The organism is Microcoleus sp. F4-D5, assembly GCF_036704885.1.
Taxonomy (GTDB): Bacteria; Cyanobacteriota; Cyanobacteriia; order Cyanobacteriales; family Microcoleaceae; genus Microcoleus.
Genome location: NZ_JAUBSX010000033.1, coordinates 31,487 through 51,160, shown reverse-complemented (window position 1 = coordinate 51,160; position 19,674 = coordinate 31,487). Strand labels below are relative to the sequence as shown.

14 protein-coding genes are annotated in these 19,674 nt (G+C 48.2%); 10 read left to right on the top strand and 4 right to left on the bottom strand.

The annotated features are described in order from the left end of the window. Positions 1–589: 589 nt before the first annotated feature. A complete protein-coding gene (locus QUA80_RS16945) occupies positions 590–3,385 on the bottom strand; it encodes a TIGR03960 family B12-binding radical SAM protein (protein ID WP_333426314.1) in 2,796 nt (931 codons plus the stop codon). 140 nt (positions 3,386–3,525) lie between these two features. Continuing rightward, entirely contained in the window at positions 3,526–3,879 is a 354-nt protein-coding gene (locus QUA80_RS16940; protein ID WP_333426313.1) for an STAS domain-containing protein, read from the bottom strand. Positions 3,880–4,262: 383 nt separating this feature from the next. On the opposite strand from QUA80_RS16940, the gene QUA80_RS16935 reads away from it, so the two are divergent. Then, positions 4,263–4,457 carry a hypothetical protein gene (locus QUA80_RS16935; RefSeq protein WP_193975465.1) on the top strand — a complete coding sequence of 65 codons (195 nt, stop codon included), beginning with the start codon at positions 4,263–4,265 and terminating at the stop codon, positions 4,455–4,457. 667 nt (positions 4,458–5,124) lie between these two features. Here QUA80_RS16935 and QUA80_RS16930 read toward each other — a convergent pair. Continuing rightward, positions 5,125–7,953, bottom strand: coding sequence for a PAS domain S-box protein (locus tag QUA80_RS16930; protein ID WP_333426312.1), 2,829 nt, complete (start codon positions 7,951–7,953; stop codon positions 5,125–5,127). A 1,253-nt stretch (positions 7,954–9,206) separates the two neighbouring features. On the opposite strand from QUA80_RS16930, the gene QUA80_RS16925 reads away from it, so the two are divergent. From QUA80_RS16925 to argH, 6 genes are all read left to right on the top strand, one after another. Then, complete coding sequence (locus QUA80_RS16925; protein WP_333426311.1) at positions 9,207–9,932, top strand: DUF502 domain-containing protein; 726 nt, start codon at positions 9,207–9,209, stop codon at positions 9,930–9,932. Between the two features lie 268 nt (positions 9,933–10,200). Continuing rightward, entirely contained in the window at positions 10,201–10,833 is a 633-nt protein-coding gene (gene nusB, locus QUA80_RS16920; RefSeq protein WP_333426310.1) for a transcription antitermination factor NusB, read from the top strand. A 234-nt stretch (positions 10,834–11,067) separates the two neighbouring features. Next, a complete protein-coding gene (gene ftsY / locus QUA80_RS16915) occupies positions 11,068–12,825 on the top strand; it encodes a signal recognition particle-docking protein FtsY (protein ID WP_333426309.1) in 1,758 nt (585 codons plus the stop codon). 447 nt (positions 12,826–13,272) lie between these two features. After that, positions 13,273–14,763 (top strand): PP2C family protein-serine/threonine phosphatase, encoded by a 1,491-nt coding sequence (locus QUA80_RS16910; RefSeq protein WP_333426308.1) that lies wholly within the window; start codon positions 13,273–13,275, stop codon positions 14,761–14,763. Next, positions 14,753–14,992, top strand: a complete 240-nt coding sequence (locus QUA80_RS16905; protein ID WP_333426307.1) for a hypothetical protein — start codon at positions 14,753–14,755, stop codon at positions 14,990–14,992. Before QUA80_RS16910 ends, QUA80_RS16905 begins: the two co-directional genes overlap by 11 nt. A gap of 285 nt (positions 14,993–15,277) precedes the next feature. Further along, entirely contained in the window at positions 15,278–16,663 is a 1,386-nt protein-coding gene (argH, locus tag QUA80_RS16900) for an argininosuccinate lyase (RefSeq protein ID WP_333426306.1), read from the top strand. A 100-nt stretch (positions 16,664–16,763) separates the two neighbouring features. On the opposite strand, the gene QUA80_RS16895 is transcribed toward argH, so the two are convergent. Further along, entirely contained in the window at positions 16,764–16,955 is a 192-nt protein-coding gene (locus tag QUA80_RS16895; protein ID WP_333240352.1) for a hypothetical protein, read from the bottom strand. A 466-nt stretch (positions 16,956–17,421) separates the two neighbouring features. Between QUA80_RS16895 and bcp the strand changes: the two genes are divergently transcribed. From bcp to QUA80_RS16880, 3 genes are all read left to right on the top strand, one after another. Beyond that, positions 17,422–17,895, top strand: a complete 474-nt coding sequence (bcp, locus tag QUA80_RS16890) for a thioredoxin-dependent thiol peroxidase (protein ID WP_333426305.1) — start codon at positions 17,422–17,424, stop codon at positions 17,893–17,895. A 77-nt stretch (positions 17,896–17,972) separates the two neighbouring features. Next, positions 17,973–18,428 (top strand): NUDIX hydrolase, encoded by a 456-nt coding sequence (locus QUA80_RS16885; RefSeq protein ID WP_333426304.1) that lies wholly within the window; start codon positions 17,973–17,975, stop codon positions 18,426–18,428. Between the two features lie 158 nt (positions 18,429–18,586). After that, positions 18,587–19,393: an alpha/beta hydrolase gene (locus QUA80_RS16880; RefSeq protein ID WP_333426303.1), complete on the top strand. Its 807-nt coding sequence runs from the start codon at positions 18,587–18,589 to the stop codon at positions 19,391–19,393. Positions 19,394–19,674: the final 281 nt, after the last annotated feature.

Here is a 19,674-nt window from a genome sequence, read left to right as displayed (position 1 = left end):
GATTTACTCCACAGAAGAATCTGGGAGCTGGAACTTTAATCTAAAATCTAAAATTTTTGGTTTTCCACGACTTAAGTTGGGGGCTTATCTCCGTTTTTTGACGGGTCAGTCGATTTTAGATTTTAGATTTTAGATTTTAGATTTACTCCACAGAAGAATCTGGGAGCTGGAACTTTAATCTAAAATCTAAAATTTTTGGTTTTCCACGACTTAAGTCGGGGGCTTATCTCCGTTTTTTGACCCGTCAAAAACATCTATTGTTGAATACCCGCTCTGCAGTTTGAACCGTGAGATTTTTGAGTAAGCCGACCACCGACAACCAGTCGAGCGGCCGAAATTAATCGCTAAAGTTGGTTCATGCCCCGCTCCGGCAGGTTTGGCGCTAGATTTAGCCCGTGAACGTACAACAAAAAGGCTTGAAGTCTTGAACAGAAGCAATTTGCACCCAGCCCGCGTTGCTGGTTGACTCTTAGCGGCGAGCGACTAAAGCGCTCGAGCCACTGCGGCTTCCATAACAAGCAATTATAGCGTGAACGACACATCCCGATCGAGAGCCGAAGGTGAAATATGCCACCAGAGCTCCCCTATGTTAACCATAACCCAAGATTAGCTGACTGCGCTGAACTTGCAGAAGCTGAATTTCTTGCTGGCTGACTTGTTCGAGCATGAAAACAATATGTTCGGGCTTTAGCAAGTTACCGTCGCTGCGACAACTGCCGGTAAAGCGCAAGACGGCTCTACCTTCGGATTTATTACCAGAGGCAGAGGCAATGCTTTCTGGTTTGGAGTCTTCTACAAGCTCTAGTTTGTGCAGCCGATCGCGCAAATTGACATCCTGAGTCTTTCCCGACTTAGTAGTGTGCACCCGCCAAAAAGCCTCGGTTTCGACGATCGTCTTGACCCAAGCTTCCCAGTTGGCATCAGGAGCCACGGAGACAGGAGCAGAATTTTCAAGTTCTAATTCGCAATTTTCTGTCAACGAGCCCCCTACAGCCACAGCAATCACGTACTCCGCTGCTTCTAGCAACTGACTGGCAGAAGGAGCCTTGAGATCGATCGGCTCAACCTTGTAAATCGGAATATTTTCCGGCAGCTTAGCCGCCAGCTTTTCCCGAAAACTATCAATATCGATCGGCTCAGTCAGCTCAAAGTCGGCAATTTCCCCAGTGCTGGTAACGCCCAGAGGCAGAGCATTTGCCAGAGAAATCCGAGGGTTCGGGTGAAACCCCCCCGTAAAAGAAATCGGCAAATCGGCTCTGCGGACTACTCGATCGAACAATCGGATCAAATCCAAATGACCGACCAAAGCCATATCGCCCACCTTCCCGAACCAAACCCGCAAACGCTGTTTCCGCTCCGTATTCGGCACGAACTCCCCAGCAAACTCTGGAATTGGCAGCGAATCCACCACCACATTGTGTCCGAAATCGGTGCCGCAAACCCCGCAGCGCGAACACCCTTCAAAGGAACAGTCGGGAACCGTCGCTGCTTCTAAAGCCTTTTGCAAGTCAATTTTCAGCCAGTTTTTGTCGATCCCCGTATCTAAGTGATCCCAAGGTAAGGCTCGATCGAGAGAGAGGGGGAGAGTGGGGGAGGGGGAGAGGGGGAGAGTGGAGGAGGGGGAGAGGGGGAGATGGGGAGAATTGGGAAAATCTTCCTTCTTCCTTCTTCCTTCTTCCTTCTCCTCTTCCTTCTCCTCTTCCTTCTCAAAAAGATTCCACTCCCCGGTTTCGACTTGGCGGTATTTCCAGGTAAGGTCTGATTCATCGATCGCCTGAGTCCAAGCTTTGTAAGCCCGATCCAAGCTTTCCCACCACGCATCCATACCCGCGCCAAGTTCCCAAGCGCGGCGGACTACAGCAGCCAAACGCCGATCGCCCCGTCCGACAAAATCCTCCATTGCCGAAATCCGCACATCAGTGTAATTCACCTTGACGCCCCGCATCCCCCGAAACTCTTCCTTCAGGAGTTTTTGCTTGCGGGAAAACTCAGCAGTAGAAACCGAGTGCCACTGAAAAGGAGTGTGAGGCTTAGGCGTAAAATTAGAAATTGTCAAGTTAAAATTCAGTCCCCGCCTGCCATCCACCCTGCATTCCCGGTGCAGCCAGCGGACTGTTTCGGCGATGCCCAGAACATCAAAATCGGTTTCCCCAGGCAAACCGATCATAAAATACAGCTTGATTTTATCCCAGCCGCGATCGACCGCAGTTTTGACACCCCGAAGCAATTCTTCGTTGGTCAAACCTTTGTTAACGATGTCCCGCATCCGCTGAGTACCAGCTTCCGGGGCAAAAGTCAAACCGCCTTGTCGCGTACCGCCGAGAATGTCGGCAATATTATCGTCAAATCTGTCAACCCGCTGACTGGGTAGAGACAGAGAGATATTTTTATCTTTCAGGCGGTTTTTAATTTCCATCCCGACTGCTGGGAGTGCCAGATAGTCGGAACAACTGAGGGAAAGCAGGGAAAACTCGCTTTGCCCGGTGGCTTGCATTCCCTGTTCGATCGCCTCTACGACTTGCTGCGGTTCGACATCGCGCGCGGGGCGAGTCAGCATTCCCGGCTGACAGAAGCGACAGCCGCGGGTGCATCCCCGGCGGATTTCTACTGTCAGTCTGTCGTGTACTGTTTGGACGTAGGGAACCAGGCCGATCGAATAAGCTGGTATCGGAGTCGCGACGCGGCGCAGAATTCGTTCTGGAACTTGCGGGCGGTTGGGATGAACAGAACCGTCGGCCGCCATATCGTAGAATTGCGGGACGTAGACGCCTGGAATTTGCGCTAAATCCAGCAGCAATGCTTCTCGGCTCAAATTATTAGTTTTGCCTTCTGCCAAAATCAAGCCAATTTCTGGCAGCAATTCTTCTCCATCTCCCAAAGCGATGAAGTCAAAAAAGTCCGCGTAGGGTTCGGGATTGGAAGTTGCCGTTTGCCCGCCAGCAAAAATCAGCGGCATTTGACCGTTTTGGCGATGGGTCGCTCTTTCTTGCCAAGTTAGGGGAATGCCGGCTAAATCCAGCATTTCCAGAATGTTTGTTGCTCCGAGTTCGTAGCTGAGGCTGAAGCCCAGAATATCAAATTCTGTGAGCGATCGCCTTGATTCTACGGCAAACAGCGGAGTTTTTGTCGATCGCAGTTTTGCTGCCAAGTCTGGTGCGGGCAAATAAGCTCGATCGCACAACTGTCTCGGCCCCGCGTTCAAAATGTTGTAAAGGATGATGTGCCCGAGATTGGAAGCACCAACTTCATACACTTCTGGGTAAGTGAGCACCCAGCGCACAGACGCCGCGTCCCAAGGCTTGTGTGCAGCCCCCAATTCGTTTCCCAGATAACGAGCAGGCTGATTAATGTCTGCTGTAAGTAATTCTTCGACTTTTACTGCCACGGCTCGACTCGCTAAACATTTGCGACTCTTAAGCAGCCTAGCTTAAAATCTGCCAACACGCCAACGACAGCCCTTTGTCTTTTCGGGCATTTAACCGAATTTACTCGGTTTTGTTGCTGGTTTTCGGCGAGGAGGAACCTCTACCAGTGCTCGTTGGCGCAGGAGTTTTCGGCATAAAAGCTATCGACATTTTCAAATATCTCAAAAACTCGATCGAGTTGGCTGAGTTCCAGAATCATCCTAATCCCGGGGGATACCGAGCAAATACTAAACCTGCGCCCCATTTTTTTCGCCTGCTTCAGGGCCGAAACCAATGCCATCAAACCAGCACTGTCAATAAATTTTACTTCTGCCAAATCTACGAGTACCGCTACAACCCCGGGGGCTGCAATTGCTGTCGCTAGTTGCCGTCCGACTTCTGGGCAGGTGGCTGCATTCAGATAGTCTAGGGGTCGAATCACCGTAATTGGTTTATGGGCAAGAAGTGTCTGCATGTGTCAAACCTATGGTTGCTACGTATTTTCAACTACTGTGCTGGACAGGTGTAAGCGTAAACCTACTTAATAGTTCTGAGGTTAACTTGCTCTGAGGGAAATCGACCAGTTTTTTTCAGTAGTTTTACTGAATCTTTATTTATTGACTCTTTTTTATGAAATTTTGCGCAAGATTTGTGGCGAAAACGTAAGCTACTATACTATTTTTTATTTAGGCCAGCAGGTTGAGTCTTGAGAATTCTAAAAATTGCGATCGACTGTCCGCGGGCTGTTAGATAAAAGTGAATAATGTAATGGAAATCACTTGTTAGTTCTGATTTAGATCACGTGCGCGCTCGACTGTTCAGACAATAATTAAATTGTACGGAGTTCTCCGAGCTACTATGCAAGCAACCTATGCTATTCGTCATCTTGTAGAAAAAGCCCTCTACATTAAGCAGTTAACGCCTGACATTGAAAACGAAATCAACTACGAGCTCACCCGTTTGGGCTACATCTCGGATATCGATTATGAGGCTTTAGAGTTATTAATGGATGAAATGGATGCCGGCCGGGTGCAACTGGTATCTAGTCGATAGTTGAAACCAGGGTCTGGAAAAATCCAAGAGGGAAATAAAATCCTTGTAGGGCGGGAAATACAGGAGTGCCAGAAGCATTGACGCCGACACGGAATTTTTCCATTGAAGCACAGATTTGCTCAACTTGATATTTGAGGAGATACAGTTAAGGACGATCGTCTCTGCATCTTACAGGATTGTAGGTTTTAGATGAAAGAAATTGAAGAATTGGCAATACTGATAACTATCAGGGTTGGGATCGCAAGCCTACAGTTGCATTCTTTTTTTGACACTGCTATCAGTATCAAAAACTACCAACTTTGAGCTAAATAAAATTTATAACTATTGGGGCTTGACAAATTAGCTATAGTTCTGTATTGATACTAAAAAAAACGTTTTTCTGCCGAATTGTCCGATCGCTCGAATGCAAGAAAATGGGCTTGCAGTCACGACCTCCCTCCTCAAAGTTTGCAAACGCATTAAATCTAAAATCTAAAATCTAAAATCTAAAATCTAAAATCTAAAATCTAAAATCTAAAATCTAAAATCTAAAATCTAAAATCGTTCGATCGCATCGCCAAACTTCCTACCACCGCATTGTCCGATCGCTCGAAGGCAAGAAAATGGGCTTGCAGTAAGAACCTCCCTCCTCAAAGTTTGCAAACGCATTAAATCTAAAATCTAAAATCTAAAATCTAAAATCGTTCGATCGCATCGCCAAACTTTCCACCACTGCCACCAACTCAGCAGGATCGAGAGGCTTGGACACGTGAATTTGAAAACCCTCCCGCAGCGCCCGTACCCGTTCATCAACCCTGCCGCCACCTGTGAACGCCACCGCCGGAATTTCCCTCTTCACCGCGATCGATCGCACTTGCCGGAGGATATTATCTCCACCAGTGGCGTGTATCCCCATATCGATCGCCAACACATCCGGATTCAGCCTTTCAATCGCTTCCAGGGCTTCCAATCCCGACCTAGCGGTCTCCACCTGCGCCCCGCAATCTTCGAGAACCGTACAGGCAAAATCCAGGGAATCCGCATCGATATCTACCACCAACACCCGAACTCCAGAAAGATTGCTGCTGACAAAACACTGCTTTACAGGGGCTCGCGCCTTGCTTTGAGGAAGGGCAAACTCCTCGAGCCCGGCAACAGAAAATCCGCTGTCGCAATGAAGCTGTTGAATTGGCAATCTCACCAAAAACCTCGATCCTTTTCCCTTCCCGGCCGATACTGCTTGCACCGTCCCTCCGTGCATTTCCACAAAATGGCGCACCAGCGCTAAACCCAAACCCAATCCGTTGTACGATCGCCTTGTAGAGCTGTCAGCTTGGCTGAACCGATCGAAAACGTGCGGCAAAAACTCTTCTGAAATTCCTTGTCCCGTGTCGCTGACCTCAATTTCCACATTAGCGGGCGACAAATTTTTACAGCAAGCGGGTTCCTCACCGACAAAAGTCCTCTCCATCTTTCGCACCGCCACCTTCACCTGTCCGCAATCGGGAGTAAACTTAATCGCATTCGACAGCAAATTCCACGCTACCTGCTGCAAGCGACCGGAATCGGCAAAAATCCGCCCCGCAGTTGGGTCGAAATCCGTCACAATTTTAATATTTTTGGCGGCAATCGCGGGCGCGAGAATATCGATCGCAGCCTCAACAGTCGAAATCACATCCACCCACCGCAAATTCAGCGACAGTTTGCCGGTAATAATCTGCGACACGTCCAACAAATCGTCGATCGCAGTTGCCAGCGATCGTGTATTGCGGTCGATCGTTTCGAGAGCCCGAACAGTCGTTTTTTCGTCAAACTTGCGGTTTCGCAGCAGTTGCGCCCATCCCAGCATTGCATTCAGCGGCGTCCGCAATTCGTGAGACAAAGTTCCCAGAAACTCGTCTTTAATCCGGTTCGCCCGCGCCAATTCCTGAGCTCGATCGTGCAGTTCTCTTTCCAACTGCTTGCCAACCGTCAAATCGAGAATAAAAGCCACAAATTCTTGACGCTTTTCGCCCAGCAAAACATATCCGATCAGCACCGGAATCCGGCTGCCGTCTCCCCTCCAGTATTCCTTTTCGTAGGGAATGCAAACCCCCGTTGCTTGTGCCTCTGCAATCCCCTTTTCGTCGAGAGACTGGTACTCCGGCGGCGTGATGTCAATCCAGTTTAAGTTCCTGCGCTGCAACTGTTCCCGCGTGCAACCAATTATCCGCAAAAATTCATCGTTGGCCTCGATTATAGCGCCGTTAACATCCCCGAAGATAATTCCTATCAAGTTAGCTTCTGCCAACATTCTCAGCTTTTCTTCGCTAGCTTTGAGTGCAGCTTCTGCTTCCTTGCGATCGCTAACGTCTTGGATGTAAGCCGACAAACCAGAATCGGAAGGATAAAAACGCATCTTCAACCACTTATTACATAACGGCACGAATTCTTCATGCTCGACCGTTACCTTTTCTGCTACTGCTTTGGCAGCCATTTGATACAAAGGTAAATCGACAGCCCAGGGAAATATATCCCAAATTTTTTTACCAATCAGTTCTGCTTTTGGTCTGCCTAAAAGCTCAATAGCTTTGTAATTTATATAGGTATATTTCCAATTTAAATCGACCGCGATAAAAGCATCGGTAATGCTTTCGAGAATGTTAGTAATTCGATCGTTTGCCGATTGCAGCGCTTTAGCTGTATCTTCTGCTTGCAACCGGGCTGCTTGTTCGCGGGACAAAGCGGCAGTGCATTCTTGTTCTGCTTGTTTTCGATCGCTAATATCGATGTAAGAACCGATGTAACCTGCAAAAGTGCGATCGGGCCTGTACCGGGGTACGCCCGTACCCAAAACCCAGCGGTATTCCCCGTCATAGCGTCTCAGGCGGCATTCGATCCGGTACTCGGTGCGATCGTCGAAGGCTTTTTGGTAAATATCCAGATATTCTGGTAAGTCATCGGGGTGCAAGCTTTCCATCCAACCCTTGCCCATTTCTTGCGCCAAAGTTCTACCCGTAAACTCCAGCCAAACTTTGTTAAAGTAATCGGCAAATTGGTCGGCGTCCGACATCCAAATCATCACCGGTGCGGTATCTGCCATAGTCCGAAATCGACTTTCGCTTTCCTGCTGCTGTGCTTGAGCTTGCTTGCGGTCTATCCGTTCTTGAACTTCCCGCAGGGCCCGCTGAATCGAGGGAACCAGGCGTATCAAACGGCGTTTGAGAACATAATCAGTAGCGCCGCTTTTCAAAGTTTCGATCGCCACTTCCTCGCCCAAAGTAGCCGACACAAAAATAAACGGCACTTCCGGACAAGTAGCGCGGGCGATTTCCAGCGCCGCTATCCCGTCAAAACAAGGCAGCATATAATCTGCCAAAATAATGTCAAAACAGTGTTTTTCCAGGGCTGCGGTAAAGTCTTCCCGAGTTTCCACACACAGGAGAGAAAATTCCAGACCGCCATCTATTAGATATGCCTCAATCAGTTCGGCATCTGGGGGACTGTCTTCTACTAAGAGGATATGCAGCGTTTTCACAAAAATTCCTTTTACTTAAATATTAGTTTTCAGACACACAACATACTCGGGCAGCGACTTGTTAAGTCCGGTTCAAAAAAGTCTTGCGTGTTGAATCGAATCAAAAAATGTAAAAATCAATTGGTTTTATAAGTTGAGCATTCACATCTCAAGCCTAACTTCTAATCAAGTCTTTTGCTCCTTGCATCTAGATGAATCCCCTGTCTGACTTGATTGCCTGCTGCCTTTACTTTTCCTTCTCTTTCGCCTGCTTTCCATCAATCCGCACCGCTGGAGCCTTGCTTGTGGGAAGCAGTTTAAATATACCCTGCCGCACAAATATTCTAGCACTTTCTGCTAGAAACAACTTGCTATTTAGTAATTTATCTCGCTTGCTACTAATTACTGCTACCTCGTTTGGCAGATTATTTTTTTTGTAGTGATGCTAGAGTTAATTCTATATTGTTTGACCGCTCCTCTCAAGCTCAAATTCGCTTGAATTGTGCCCTTATTTCCTGCATTTCGCTCGCGTCAAAAAAAGTCAAACTTGCTGGTCTGTCTGCATTACTGTTTGCCGGATTTGCCTACCGTGCAACAGTTGAAACCGGGGGAACATTTGGCTTGTCTATCGCCTTCGCTTTCCCAAAGTCCCTCTTTATATACTAATAATAGGGGCAGCTTTGAATCTATCTAAAGATATATTTTTGGCTTGAGAGTGAACTCAACCTGCACAGATTCTGCATAGATGCCGGTGAATTCCGGACAAGCGCGATCGGGCACAATTCTCAACAAGCCTTTTCTCAACAGTCTTTCGGACCTGTGAAGCGAGAAAATCCATCTCCTGTGGAATAGTGCAAAATATGAGTTACAACGAAGTGCGACCCAGCTTAACATCTGAGAAAGCTCGATCGACCAATTAATTTCCCAGACAAATCACAGAAAATTTCCTCTGGAGTGGCTGCACTTCCACTCCCAGGCAGCCTCTGACCGATCGGCTTATTGGTTGAGTTCGAGTCAAACTGTCTTAAAATATACAAGAGGGATCGCTGTTGCACAGCCCGCATATATTAAAACCAAGCGCCAACTTGCAATAATTCTTTAAAATATAGGTACAGCATCGGCGATCCTTAACTCTTGCCCGTCAGAAAGGGTAGAGTTTAGCAGACATTGAACGACGATCGTCTGTGGTGACTTCCAGTAAAGCCCGTGCAGTTGCTTTAGTCTCAGGTTTATTCAGGTTATTGGCAACCAGTTACGAGGAGATTTGACCCGCCGTGCTCCAACGCATCAAACAAGACTTAAAAAACGACCTGATCGCAGGTCTGCTGGTAGTGATACCCTTAGCTACCACCATCTGGCTGACAATTACCGTCGCCAGTTGGGTGATCAACTTTCTCACCAAAATTCCCAAGCAGATCAACCCTTTTGACGGACTCAACCCAATTTTGGTGAATCTGCTAAATCTCTTAGTAGGGCTGGCTGTACCTCTGCTGAGCATTTTAGTCATCGGTTTAATGGCCCGAAACATTTTTGGCAAGTGGCTGCTAGACTTTGGCGAACGGCTGTTGCAGGCAATTCCCCTAGCCGGTTCGGTTTACAAAACCCTCAAACAACTGCTGGGAACCATCCTCAAATCAAACGACAAATTTCGCCGCGTCGTGTTAGTGGAGTATCCCCGGCGGGGCATCTGGACTTTAGCCTTTGTGACCGGTACGCTCAATAATAACGATATCCCGCCTCACCTGTCCGGCGAAACCCCGATCGGCATTTTCATCCCCACCACTCCCAACCCCACCACCGGATGGTACGCTATAGTCCCGGAGGCAGATTTAGTCAACGTGTCAATGTCGATCGAAGATGCCTTTAAAGTCATCATCTCTGGCGGCATCGTCAACCCCAACAACTCAATTGCAGTCATCAGCGACAAACCCACGGGCAAAACACTCGAACCTTTGGTATCCGAATCAAGATACCAGGCTGTCCCCCTCGAAGAAGACTAAACCAAGACATCTGTAGTGGCCCGTAAGGCCGTGTAAACTTTCCCCGTAGCAGACGTATTTTGGACAAAACCAGCCCAAACCGAGAAAGCCTACACTCACAAAGCCGGTTTCGAGGATAAATCTTGGGTTTGACAGCGAAGTCTCTGTAAACTAGCTGCTGCTGGTGAGTCAGACGGCTGGTCTTGTACCGCTTTTAGTCGAGTTTTCTGCTAAAGTTCAAGTCCGCGCGCGAAAAACTTCCTAACTTCTCAATCCCTATCTAAAAACTATGAAAAAAGCCCGCGAAACAGCACGCGAACTCGCACTCCTCGGCATCAGCCAACTGCCGGCGAATCCAGAACTCTTAGAAGCCAAGAAACTGCAAGATGTCCTCCTCGCCGCCATCCGCACCCTGACAGCAGAAGTTCAAGAAGCCCTAGAAACAGCAGCATCCGAAGTGCAGCGGAGTAGCGACAAACTGCTTGCCAGCGAAATCCGCGCTGCCGATATACAAAGTGCTAGAGCAATGGTGCGGGAAGCAGTCGAACTCACCCAAACCGCAATCAACCGTCTCGGTTCAGCAATGGAGTTTCCAGAACTGATCCAGCTAGCCAACCAGCAAGATGTCCGCACCTATGCTTTGCAAATCCTGACCAAAGTCAGCGCCAACCGCCCTCAAATTGACGAATTGCTCTCGGAAGCGCTGGTAGACTGGCAAATAGAACGGTTGCCCCGGATCGATCGAGATATCATGAGAATCGCGATCGCCGAAATGCTATATCTCGGCTTACCCGAACAAGTCAGCGTCAACGAAGCCGTCCAACTGGCAAAACGCTACAGCGGCGACGAAGGACATCGCTTCATCAACGGAGTCCTCCGCCGAGTAGTCGATAAAATCAATGCAGAAGTTATTAGTCAGTAATCGATAGTCAGCAGTTATCAGTCATCAGTCTTTGGTCAGTAGCGATCGGCAATCCGCTCTAAACTAAGAACTGATGACTAATGACTATAGTCCTGGACGCACGGGCAGTCAGAAACCGGGTTTTTTACGAAAATCCTTCGTTATAGTCCACAGTAAGATAAAAAACCCGGTTTCTCTGGCCTTAAGGCGTCCAGGACTGGACTAATAACTCTTCTCTATTCCCCATTTACTTCTATGGTTTTTAATTGGTTTCGTCGCCAGTACAGCGAAAGTCAATCTTCCGAAAAAGATACACCCGAACAAACTCAAGATGAGCCGGCAAAATCCGCACCGGTTGAGCCTCAAACAGATACAGCAGCAGATTCAAGTTCCCCCGCTGTAGCCGAAGATTATCTCAATTGGGCCAAAGCTGCTTACAAAAATATTCAAAAACAGCAAAAACCCGAAACAGAAGTTGCCCAGACAGCAGCGGCTGAAGTTCCAGCAGCCGAAACAGAAATCGCGACAGTTGCAGAAGTTGCAGAAGCGGCGGCTGTTGAAGCAACGGAGGCGATCGAACTAGAACCGGCACCGACAGCACAAACTGTTGCAGAAGTTGCAGAAGTTCCAGAAGCTCCAGTGGTTGAAGCTACCGAGGGAGTAGAAATCGATGGAGCTAACCCAGTAGAAATTCCAGAAACTCTGCAACCAAAAGCCGGGGCGATCGACACTGCACCTATTGCTCAACAATTAGAAGTTACAGCAGAAAATATAGAAATTACCGAACCTGCAACGGAGGTTGTAGAAACCGAATCACTCGCATCCGACGGCGAAGCAGCCGAAGCCCTGCCGTTTTGGGCCAGAGCTCAGGCCGATCGCATGGAGCGCATCGAACGCCTCAAAGAAACCGCCCTGGAAGAACCAGAGGCTATTGCAGCCGCCGCCGAGAGAGCGGCAATTATCGAAGAAATTCCCGGTTTTGCCTTTGACGAAGGCTTCCTGTGGTCATCAGAAATCTTAGCCAGTCAAGGTCGCCGACCAGACCAAGTATCCGTCGAGGAAATCACTTGGCTGCAAAAACTGCGCCAAGGCTTAGAAAGAACGCGCCGCAGTTTAATTAATCAACTAAAGGCGATCGTCGGTCAAGGCCCGCTCAATCAAGACGCGGTAGCCGAAATTGAGACTTTGCTGCTGCAAGCCGATGTCGGAGTCGCAGCCACCGACATCATTATCAGTCGCCTCCAAGAAAGACTCAAACAAGAAGTGCTGCCGCCAGAACAGGCTCTAGCCTACCTCAAAACCATCCTGCGCGACATTCTCGACGCTCCCTGTGCCGAAACCGCCGCCGGCAATCCCGCCTACAGCCTGACATTTGCCCCGGAAAAAGACACCTTCAATATCTGGTTGATCGTAGGAGTCAACGGTGCGGGCAAAACTACGACGATCGGCAAACTAGCCCACATTGCCCAAAAATCCGGGTACAAAACCCTAATTGCCGCCGCCGACACTTTCCGCGCCGCCGCCGTCGAACAAGTGAAAGTTTGGGGTTCCCGCAGCGGGGTCGAAATTATTGCCAACCCAGGGAAAAATACCGATCCGGCTGCTGTCGTGTTTGATGCGATCGCCGCCGCCACCGCCCGAGGCACAGAACTGCTGATCGTAGACACCGCAGGCCGCCTGCAAAACAAAAAAAATCTGATGGACGAATTAAGTAAAATCCGTCGCATTGTAGATAAGAAAGCCCCAGGCGCTACCGTAGAATCTCTACTGGTCTTGGATGCCACACTGGGTCAAAATGGTTTGCGACAGGCAGAAGTGTTCGCAGAATCGGCCAAATTAAGCGGAGTAGTATTGACAAAACTCGACGGTTCTGCTAAAGGTGGTGTTGCCCTAGCAGTAGTGCAGCAGCTCGGTCTGCCAATCCGGTTTATTGGAGTCGGGGAAAGCATCGAAGACTTGCGTCCGTTTTCTAGTTACGAATTTGTGGAAGCCCTACTCGATTTTAGATTTTAGATTTTAGATTTTAGATTGATGAGGTATCTGTGGTCGTCCTAATTTTTGGAGGCGGATACAGAAGTTCAAAATCTCAAATCCTTAACCTTAAACTACCATCGCAGGACTTGCGCCGCTCGCCACCGGGTGGCGAGTAAAAAACTAAATATCTAGAAAAAATATCTTCGCCCTGTTCTTGCTTTGTTGGAATCAAAGCGCGATCGACACCCAACAAACGATTAAAGAATTGGCGATTTTAGATTTGAGATGCGAGCAAAAATCTCCAATTTTTTATTTAATTGAAAATCTCAAATCTACAATTGATACTGTTGGGTAAAGTTCCCCTACTGCCCAACCTACCTGCTCAACCCAAACTACTTGCTCGAAAAAAAACCGGGTTTTGTTCAAGTGGCGCGTAAGTCCTCAATCATTCCTCCTCGTTCTAAGATCGAAAATCACAAATCTAAAATGACTGCTGTGCCTTTGCCTCGCTCCTCACCTCAACCTGCTGACCGCCCTCCGGGTCGCAATTCTACCGACGCGACGCCAGTATTTGCCCTCAAAGAACTGGTGGCGCGCTTGCACCGATACCAGCACAACGTTCAAGATATGTTGGGTTCGCTGGGATTTGCCCTGCGCAGTTTTAACAATCTCAACCAATTTTTGGAGTTGGTGCCTTTGGTGGCGACTCGCGTTACCGATGCCGACGGCGGAGCTTTGGTACTGTTCAAACCTAACGGTCAAGTCAGGTTCCAGCAGTTGCACTGTCACGAAGGACGGCAGTGCCAAGATATGCGAAAAGCGCTGGAAATAGCCACCAGGCAAGCGACAGCAGGTGCTAACGGCGGTGCTGCTGAATCTTTTTCCGAAACGTCTGGGCAAACCTCTAGTCTAGACTTGCAAGTGGGCCGTTATTTGGGCCCGGACGTTCATTTGTTTGGTGCGCCAATTTTAGTCAACAATTTGGAACGCGGACGGCTTTATGTTTTTAGCAGTGACCCGCAATATGTGTGGACTCCCGGCAGACAGAAATTAGTTCGGTTGGTGGCAGATCAAACCGCGGTGGCAATATCCAAAGACGAACTTACTGTTAAGTTGGCTGAAAAAGAACGCTTAGACAGAGAGTTAGAAATCGGGGCGGAAATTCAATTGCGACTGCAACCCCGCAGTTGTCCGAAAATTCCCGGTGTTGACGTGGCCGCCCGCTGCCAAACTGCTAGCAGAGTCGGCGGAGATTATTATGATTTTATTCCCGCTGACTATGACCCGATCGGCAAGGAGGATGAGGTGGAACACCCCCCATCGCTGATTAAAAATCTCAAGTCAAAAATCGACAAGGGCCGCTGGAGCATTGTAATCGGCGACGTGATGGGCAAAGGAGTGCCGGCTGGCCTGCTGATGACGATGACGCGGGGTATGCTGCGGGCGGAGGTTTTGAACCGCCACTCGCCTTCGAGAATTTTGCAACATTTAAACCGGGTTATGCACGCGGATTTGGAAAATTCTCACCGTTTTGTGACTCTGTTTTATTCGGAGTACGACCCGAAAACTCGCGTTTTGTCTTACAGCAATGCCGCTCACCACCCGCCTTTGCTGTGGCAAGCTGCAACTAATTCGATTCTTCAGCTCGATACTTTGGAGGGAATGTTAATTGGCCTGGATGCTGATTCGCACTACCAAGAAGCTCAAGTACAATTGCAGCCAGGGGATACTATTATTTATTACACAGACGGATTTACTGATGCTGCTAATCAAAGGGGCGATCGGTTTGATGAGGATAACTTGACCTCGGCTTTTCAGTGGGCCTGTCAAAATTATCAGCAGTCTGAAGAAATTTTGGATTATTTGTTCGATCGCGTACACCAGTTTATCGGCATTGGCAATCGCAACGAAGATGACATGACGCTGGTTGTACTTAGGGTAACACCTTTAGCAGGAGAAAATCACCATGATAGTTAATTTAATGCCGGAAATCACTGCTGGATTAACCAGTTTGATGAATTGGAACGATGCCGCTCACGTGTTAGTTTTGAAATTTCATTTGAGTTCGACGGTACTTTTGGGTCAAAGTTACGAGATTTTTACGAATTTCCAGAAAGCTTGGAACAATTTTGTTTCGACTGGTCAAATAGGAGCTTTTTTTATAGGTATTTTTGTTGGCTGGTTCTTTAAAGGGATTTTTCGTTAGAGTTATTGTCGCAGAAGCTATCGGCAACCGATTTAAAATGTTTGTAGCCCAAACTTCCCTTATTTCTGATGCAGCAAAAGTTTCACAAATTTGTAGTCAAGACTTCAGTTTTTTCTGGTCAAAAGATGTATAAAAAATTTGCAGTCAAGACTTGAGTTTTTTCTTGCAGAATTAGGGAGGGAGGACTAAAGTCTTGACTGCAAACCGGAGGAAGGACTAAAGTCTATAAAAACAGGTTTTTATAGACTTCTGCAACAGAGATACAATCTAGTTTTAGCTTGAGCAATGACAACACAACAAAAAACTTGGAGTCAAAGATTTGAATCGGCCCTGCACCCGGCGATCGCCCGATTCAATGCTAGTATTGGCTTCGATATTGAATTGATTGAGTACGACTTGACTGGTTCTGTCGCTCACGCTAAAATGCTGGCAAAAACGGGGATTATTTCCGCAGCAGAAGGCGAACAGTTAGTCAATGGTTTGGAACAGATCCGCCGCGAATACCGCCAAGGACTTTTTGTTCCGGGAGTTGATGCAGAAGACGTTCACTTCGCAGTAGAGAAGCGGCTGACGGATATCGTCGGGGATGCGGGGAAAAAGTTGCACACGGCCCGATCGCGCAACGATCAAGCCGGCACCGATACTCGCTTGTATTTGCGCGATCGCATCGCCGAAATTCGATCGCAATTGCGCGAATTTCAAGGGGTTTTGCTCGATCTTGCCGATCGTCACGTAGAAACTTTAATCCCCGGTTACACGCACTTGCAGCGCGCTCAGCCTATCAGTTTGGCTCATTACCTGTTAGCTTATTTTGAAATGACCGATCGCGATTGGGAACGTCTCGGCGATATCTGCAAGCGGGTGAATGTTTCGCCCTTGGGTTGTGGCGCGCTGGCGGGGACGACTTTCCCGATCGACCGACAATATACGGCAGAACTATTGCATTTTGACAAGGTTTATGCTAATAGCTTAGATGGAGTGAGCGATCGAGATTTTGCGATCGAATTTCTCGCTGCAGCCAGCTTGATTGTGGTACACCTGAGCCGATTGTCAGAAGAAATGATTTTGTGGTCTTCTCACGAATTTGGATTTATTACGCTCAAAGATAGCTGCGCTACGGGTTCTAGCATCATGCCCCAGAAAAAAAATCCCGACGTGCCGGAGTTGGTGCGGGGCAAAGCGGGGCGGGTGTTCGGTAACTTGCAAGCCTTGTTGGTAGTAGTGAAGGGACTTCCTTTGGCCTACAACAAAGATTTACAAGAAGATAAAGAGGCTTTGTTTGATACCGTAAGAACGGTACAGGGTTGCTTGGAAGCAATGACCATTTTGTTGCGCGAAGGAATCGAGTTTAATGGCGATCGCCTCGCTGCTGCTGTTACGGAAGACTTTTCTAACGCTACAGACGTAGCCGACTACTTGGCCGCCAAAGGCGTTCCCTTCCGGGAAGCTTACAACCTTGTCGGCAAAGTCGTCAAAACTTGCCTTTCGGGGGGCAAACTCCTCAAAGATTTGACACTTGAGGAGTGGAAAGACTTGCACCCAGCCTTTGAGACAGACATTTACAGCGCGATCGCACCTCAGCAAGTGGTGGCGGCTCGCAATAGTTACGGGGGTACCGGGTTTGAACAAGTGAGAAAGTCACTTATCGCTGCGCGCGATCGGATCGCCTAAACATCGTTGAATTATTGGACAAATTCCGGCTGGCTATCTCTACGAAAGAACGATCGTGTTTTCCACTCTGGTTCTAAGTTCGGCAGATAGCCTGACTCAATTAATCTTCAGCAGCAGCCATGTCTTTGTCCTGTCTGCCACCGCTCATCGCGCCGTTGCCACCGCCGTTGCCACCGTCAAATCGCCTTCTCTTGTTGGAGAACATATCTTGATTTCTCCGCTTGCGAAACTTGCGAGCGTATGCTTGATTTCGTTGTGCCTTCTCTTTCTTGAGATTGCGGCGCTTAGCCATTCTGACCTCACTAATAAACATTGACAGTCCCCGGGCTTTCACGCACGGGGATTCTTAAGGTTGGCACTCTGTGCACTCTTGGTGACAGAGATTCTCGGTTCAGCGAAGTCACTTGCTTGCGACAGGATTTCTCCAGCCGCATTATCGGTGTCTTCTCCCCAAGCGTGAATTCCGGTATGCCCTACCGTACTCGATCAGTTCTCTTTATGTAGTTAGGTTTTCTTCAAATTTAGCTTTCCTAAACCGCAACACCGTTAGGTGTGACTACGCACTCAACTAATCCAGTTAAGTTTTGACGTTGGCTAGTTATACTCAATTTTAGACCGATGACGATCATAGCACACCCGGTACAAGACCCAGAAAAAAGAACACGGGGATTAAAGTCCCTGGGAATCCGGGCCCGATGGGACGCAATGTTTTCGATCTTCAAGAAGATTTCTATAAACAATTGACAAAAATACGACAAATGACTATAAATCCCGGTGACTTAGCTCCTGTCTTCAGCCTGCCCGACGCGCAAGGCAATGCCGTCAGCCTTGCAGATTTTCGAGGGCGGCGAGTTGTACTTTACTTTTACCCTCGGGACAATACCCCCGGCTGTACCAAAGAAGCTTGCGGCTTTCGCGACATTTACTCACACTACGAGTCGCGCAATATTGCAGTCCTCGGCGTCAGCACAGACGGGGCAGGGTCCCACGCCAAGTTTGCAGCTAAATATCAACTGCCTTTTCCCTTGCTGTGCGACTCAAACGCCGAAGTTGCTACCGCCTATGGCTGTTACGGACTCAAAAAATTTATGGGAAAAGAATTTATGGGAATTACTCGATCGACTTTCGCGATCGACCCTGATGGTAGGATTGAAAAGGTTTATCGGAAAGTCAAACCTGAAACTCACGCAGCCGAGATATTAGAAGACTTGCCAGACCTCTCGCCTGAATGAAAAATTAAAAATAAAGACTTTTGAGCTGCCAGCTAAGAAACCTGAAATTACTTTCCCCTAAACAAGCTTTTGAGTTTATGCGTCGATTGTGGCAAATTTTACAAACTGTGCTGGGACTGATTTTTCGACATCCCGTCACTGGTACTGCGGTGATTCCCGTATTGCCTGACGGGCGAATTGTGTTAATTCGCCGCCGCGACAACGGTCGCTGGGCACTGCCGGGAGGTATGGTGGATTGGGGAGAGGATATTCCCACAACGGTGCGGCGGGAATTAGCAGAGGAAACAGGACTCGATTTAGTAAAAATCCGCCGCTTGGTGGGTGTTTATTCGGCGGCAGATCGAGACCCTCGGCTGCACTCGATTTGTATCGTGGTGGCAGCAGAGGTAGAGGGAAAGATGCAAGTTCAGGATACGCTTGAAGTCAGCGAGGTTGAGGCTTTTTTGCCCGCATCGCTGCCGGAGGGCCAGCTCAGCCACGATAACGACCAACATTTACAGGACTATTTTCAAGGTCTGACAACTTTGGCGTAAACCGGCGGGGCATCCAAATTTGAGAAAAGTCGGAAATTACCTCGCCATCAAAAGTTTTCTGTTATGACTGTGAAATTAATTTTCACTGTTTTGCTACTTTTATTCACAATCTCTGAACATTAAATTAATCATCTTTTTATTACTAAATATTTAACCGGATGTACTCACCGCTACGCAATTCTCGGGTAAAACTCTCTGTAGGGCAAATCTTCTGGCACGAGGTCGGTCAAGGCCCGAATTTAGTATTTTTGCACGGTTCTTGGCATGACAGCAGTCAGTGGCTGCAGACGATCGAACATTTGAGCCCCTACTACCACTGCTTCGCACCGGATTTGCTGGGATTCGGCGACTCGGAACGCCGGAATCTTCATTATTCGATCGACCTGGAAGTAGAATGTCTCGCCCAATACCTCGATACTTTGAACGTGCGACAGGTTTATTTAATCGCTCACTCTCTGGGCGGCTGGGTGGCCACCAGCTACGCTATCAAATATCCCGATCGAGTTCAGGGTTTGGTGTTGTTGGCCCCAGAAGGCGCCAAGGTTGGCAACCGGCGGGGGCGCTGGCAGACGGCTAGCTGGCTGATCGGACAACCTCCGTTCGCTTTCTGGTTGCTGCGATCGATCTATCCAATTGCTCAGTTGCTGGGCAGCAAAAAAAAGATTGACGGACTGCTAAAGTTCAGACAGCAGTTGATGCAGTCCCCAGTTGCCGTGCAGTTGCTGTTCCGGCGGCGGCGGGCGGAAATTACAGCGGAATTAGTTGATGAGAATTTGCCTTTGCTGAAAGCGCCTGTTTTGCTGTTGCACGGTTCTGAAGATACCCCCGCAGCTTCGTCTGCGTGTCAATCCTATGCTGCTCTGGCTCCTAATGCCGAACTGCAATTGGTCAGTCCGGGGGCAAGCAATTTGCCGCAAGAAGTCCCGGAGGTTGTTGCTAAGTATATTCGCGAGTTTGCTAAGTGAATTGGGAATTGGTCATTGGTCATTGATAAAATGACAACTGACAACAGTCAATCGATTTTAGATTTTAGATTTTAGATTTTAGAATTGAAGCATTGACATCACGGAATCGATTTTAGATTTTAGAATTGAAGCATTGACATCACGGATGAGTTCGGGGGTTCCTTTAACAGTCAATCGATTTTAGATTTTAGATTTTAGAATTGAAGCATTGACATCACGGAATCGATTTTAGATTTTAGAATTGAAGCATTGACATCACGGATGAGTTCGGGGGCTTTTTT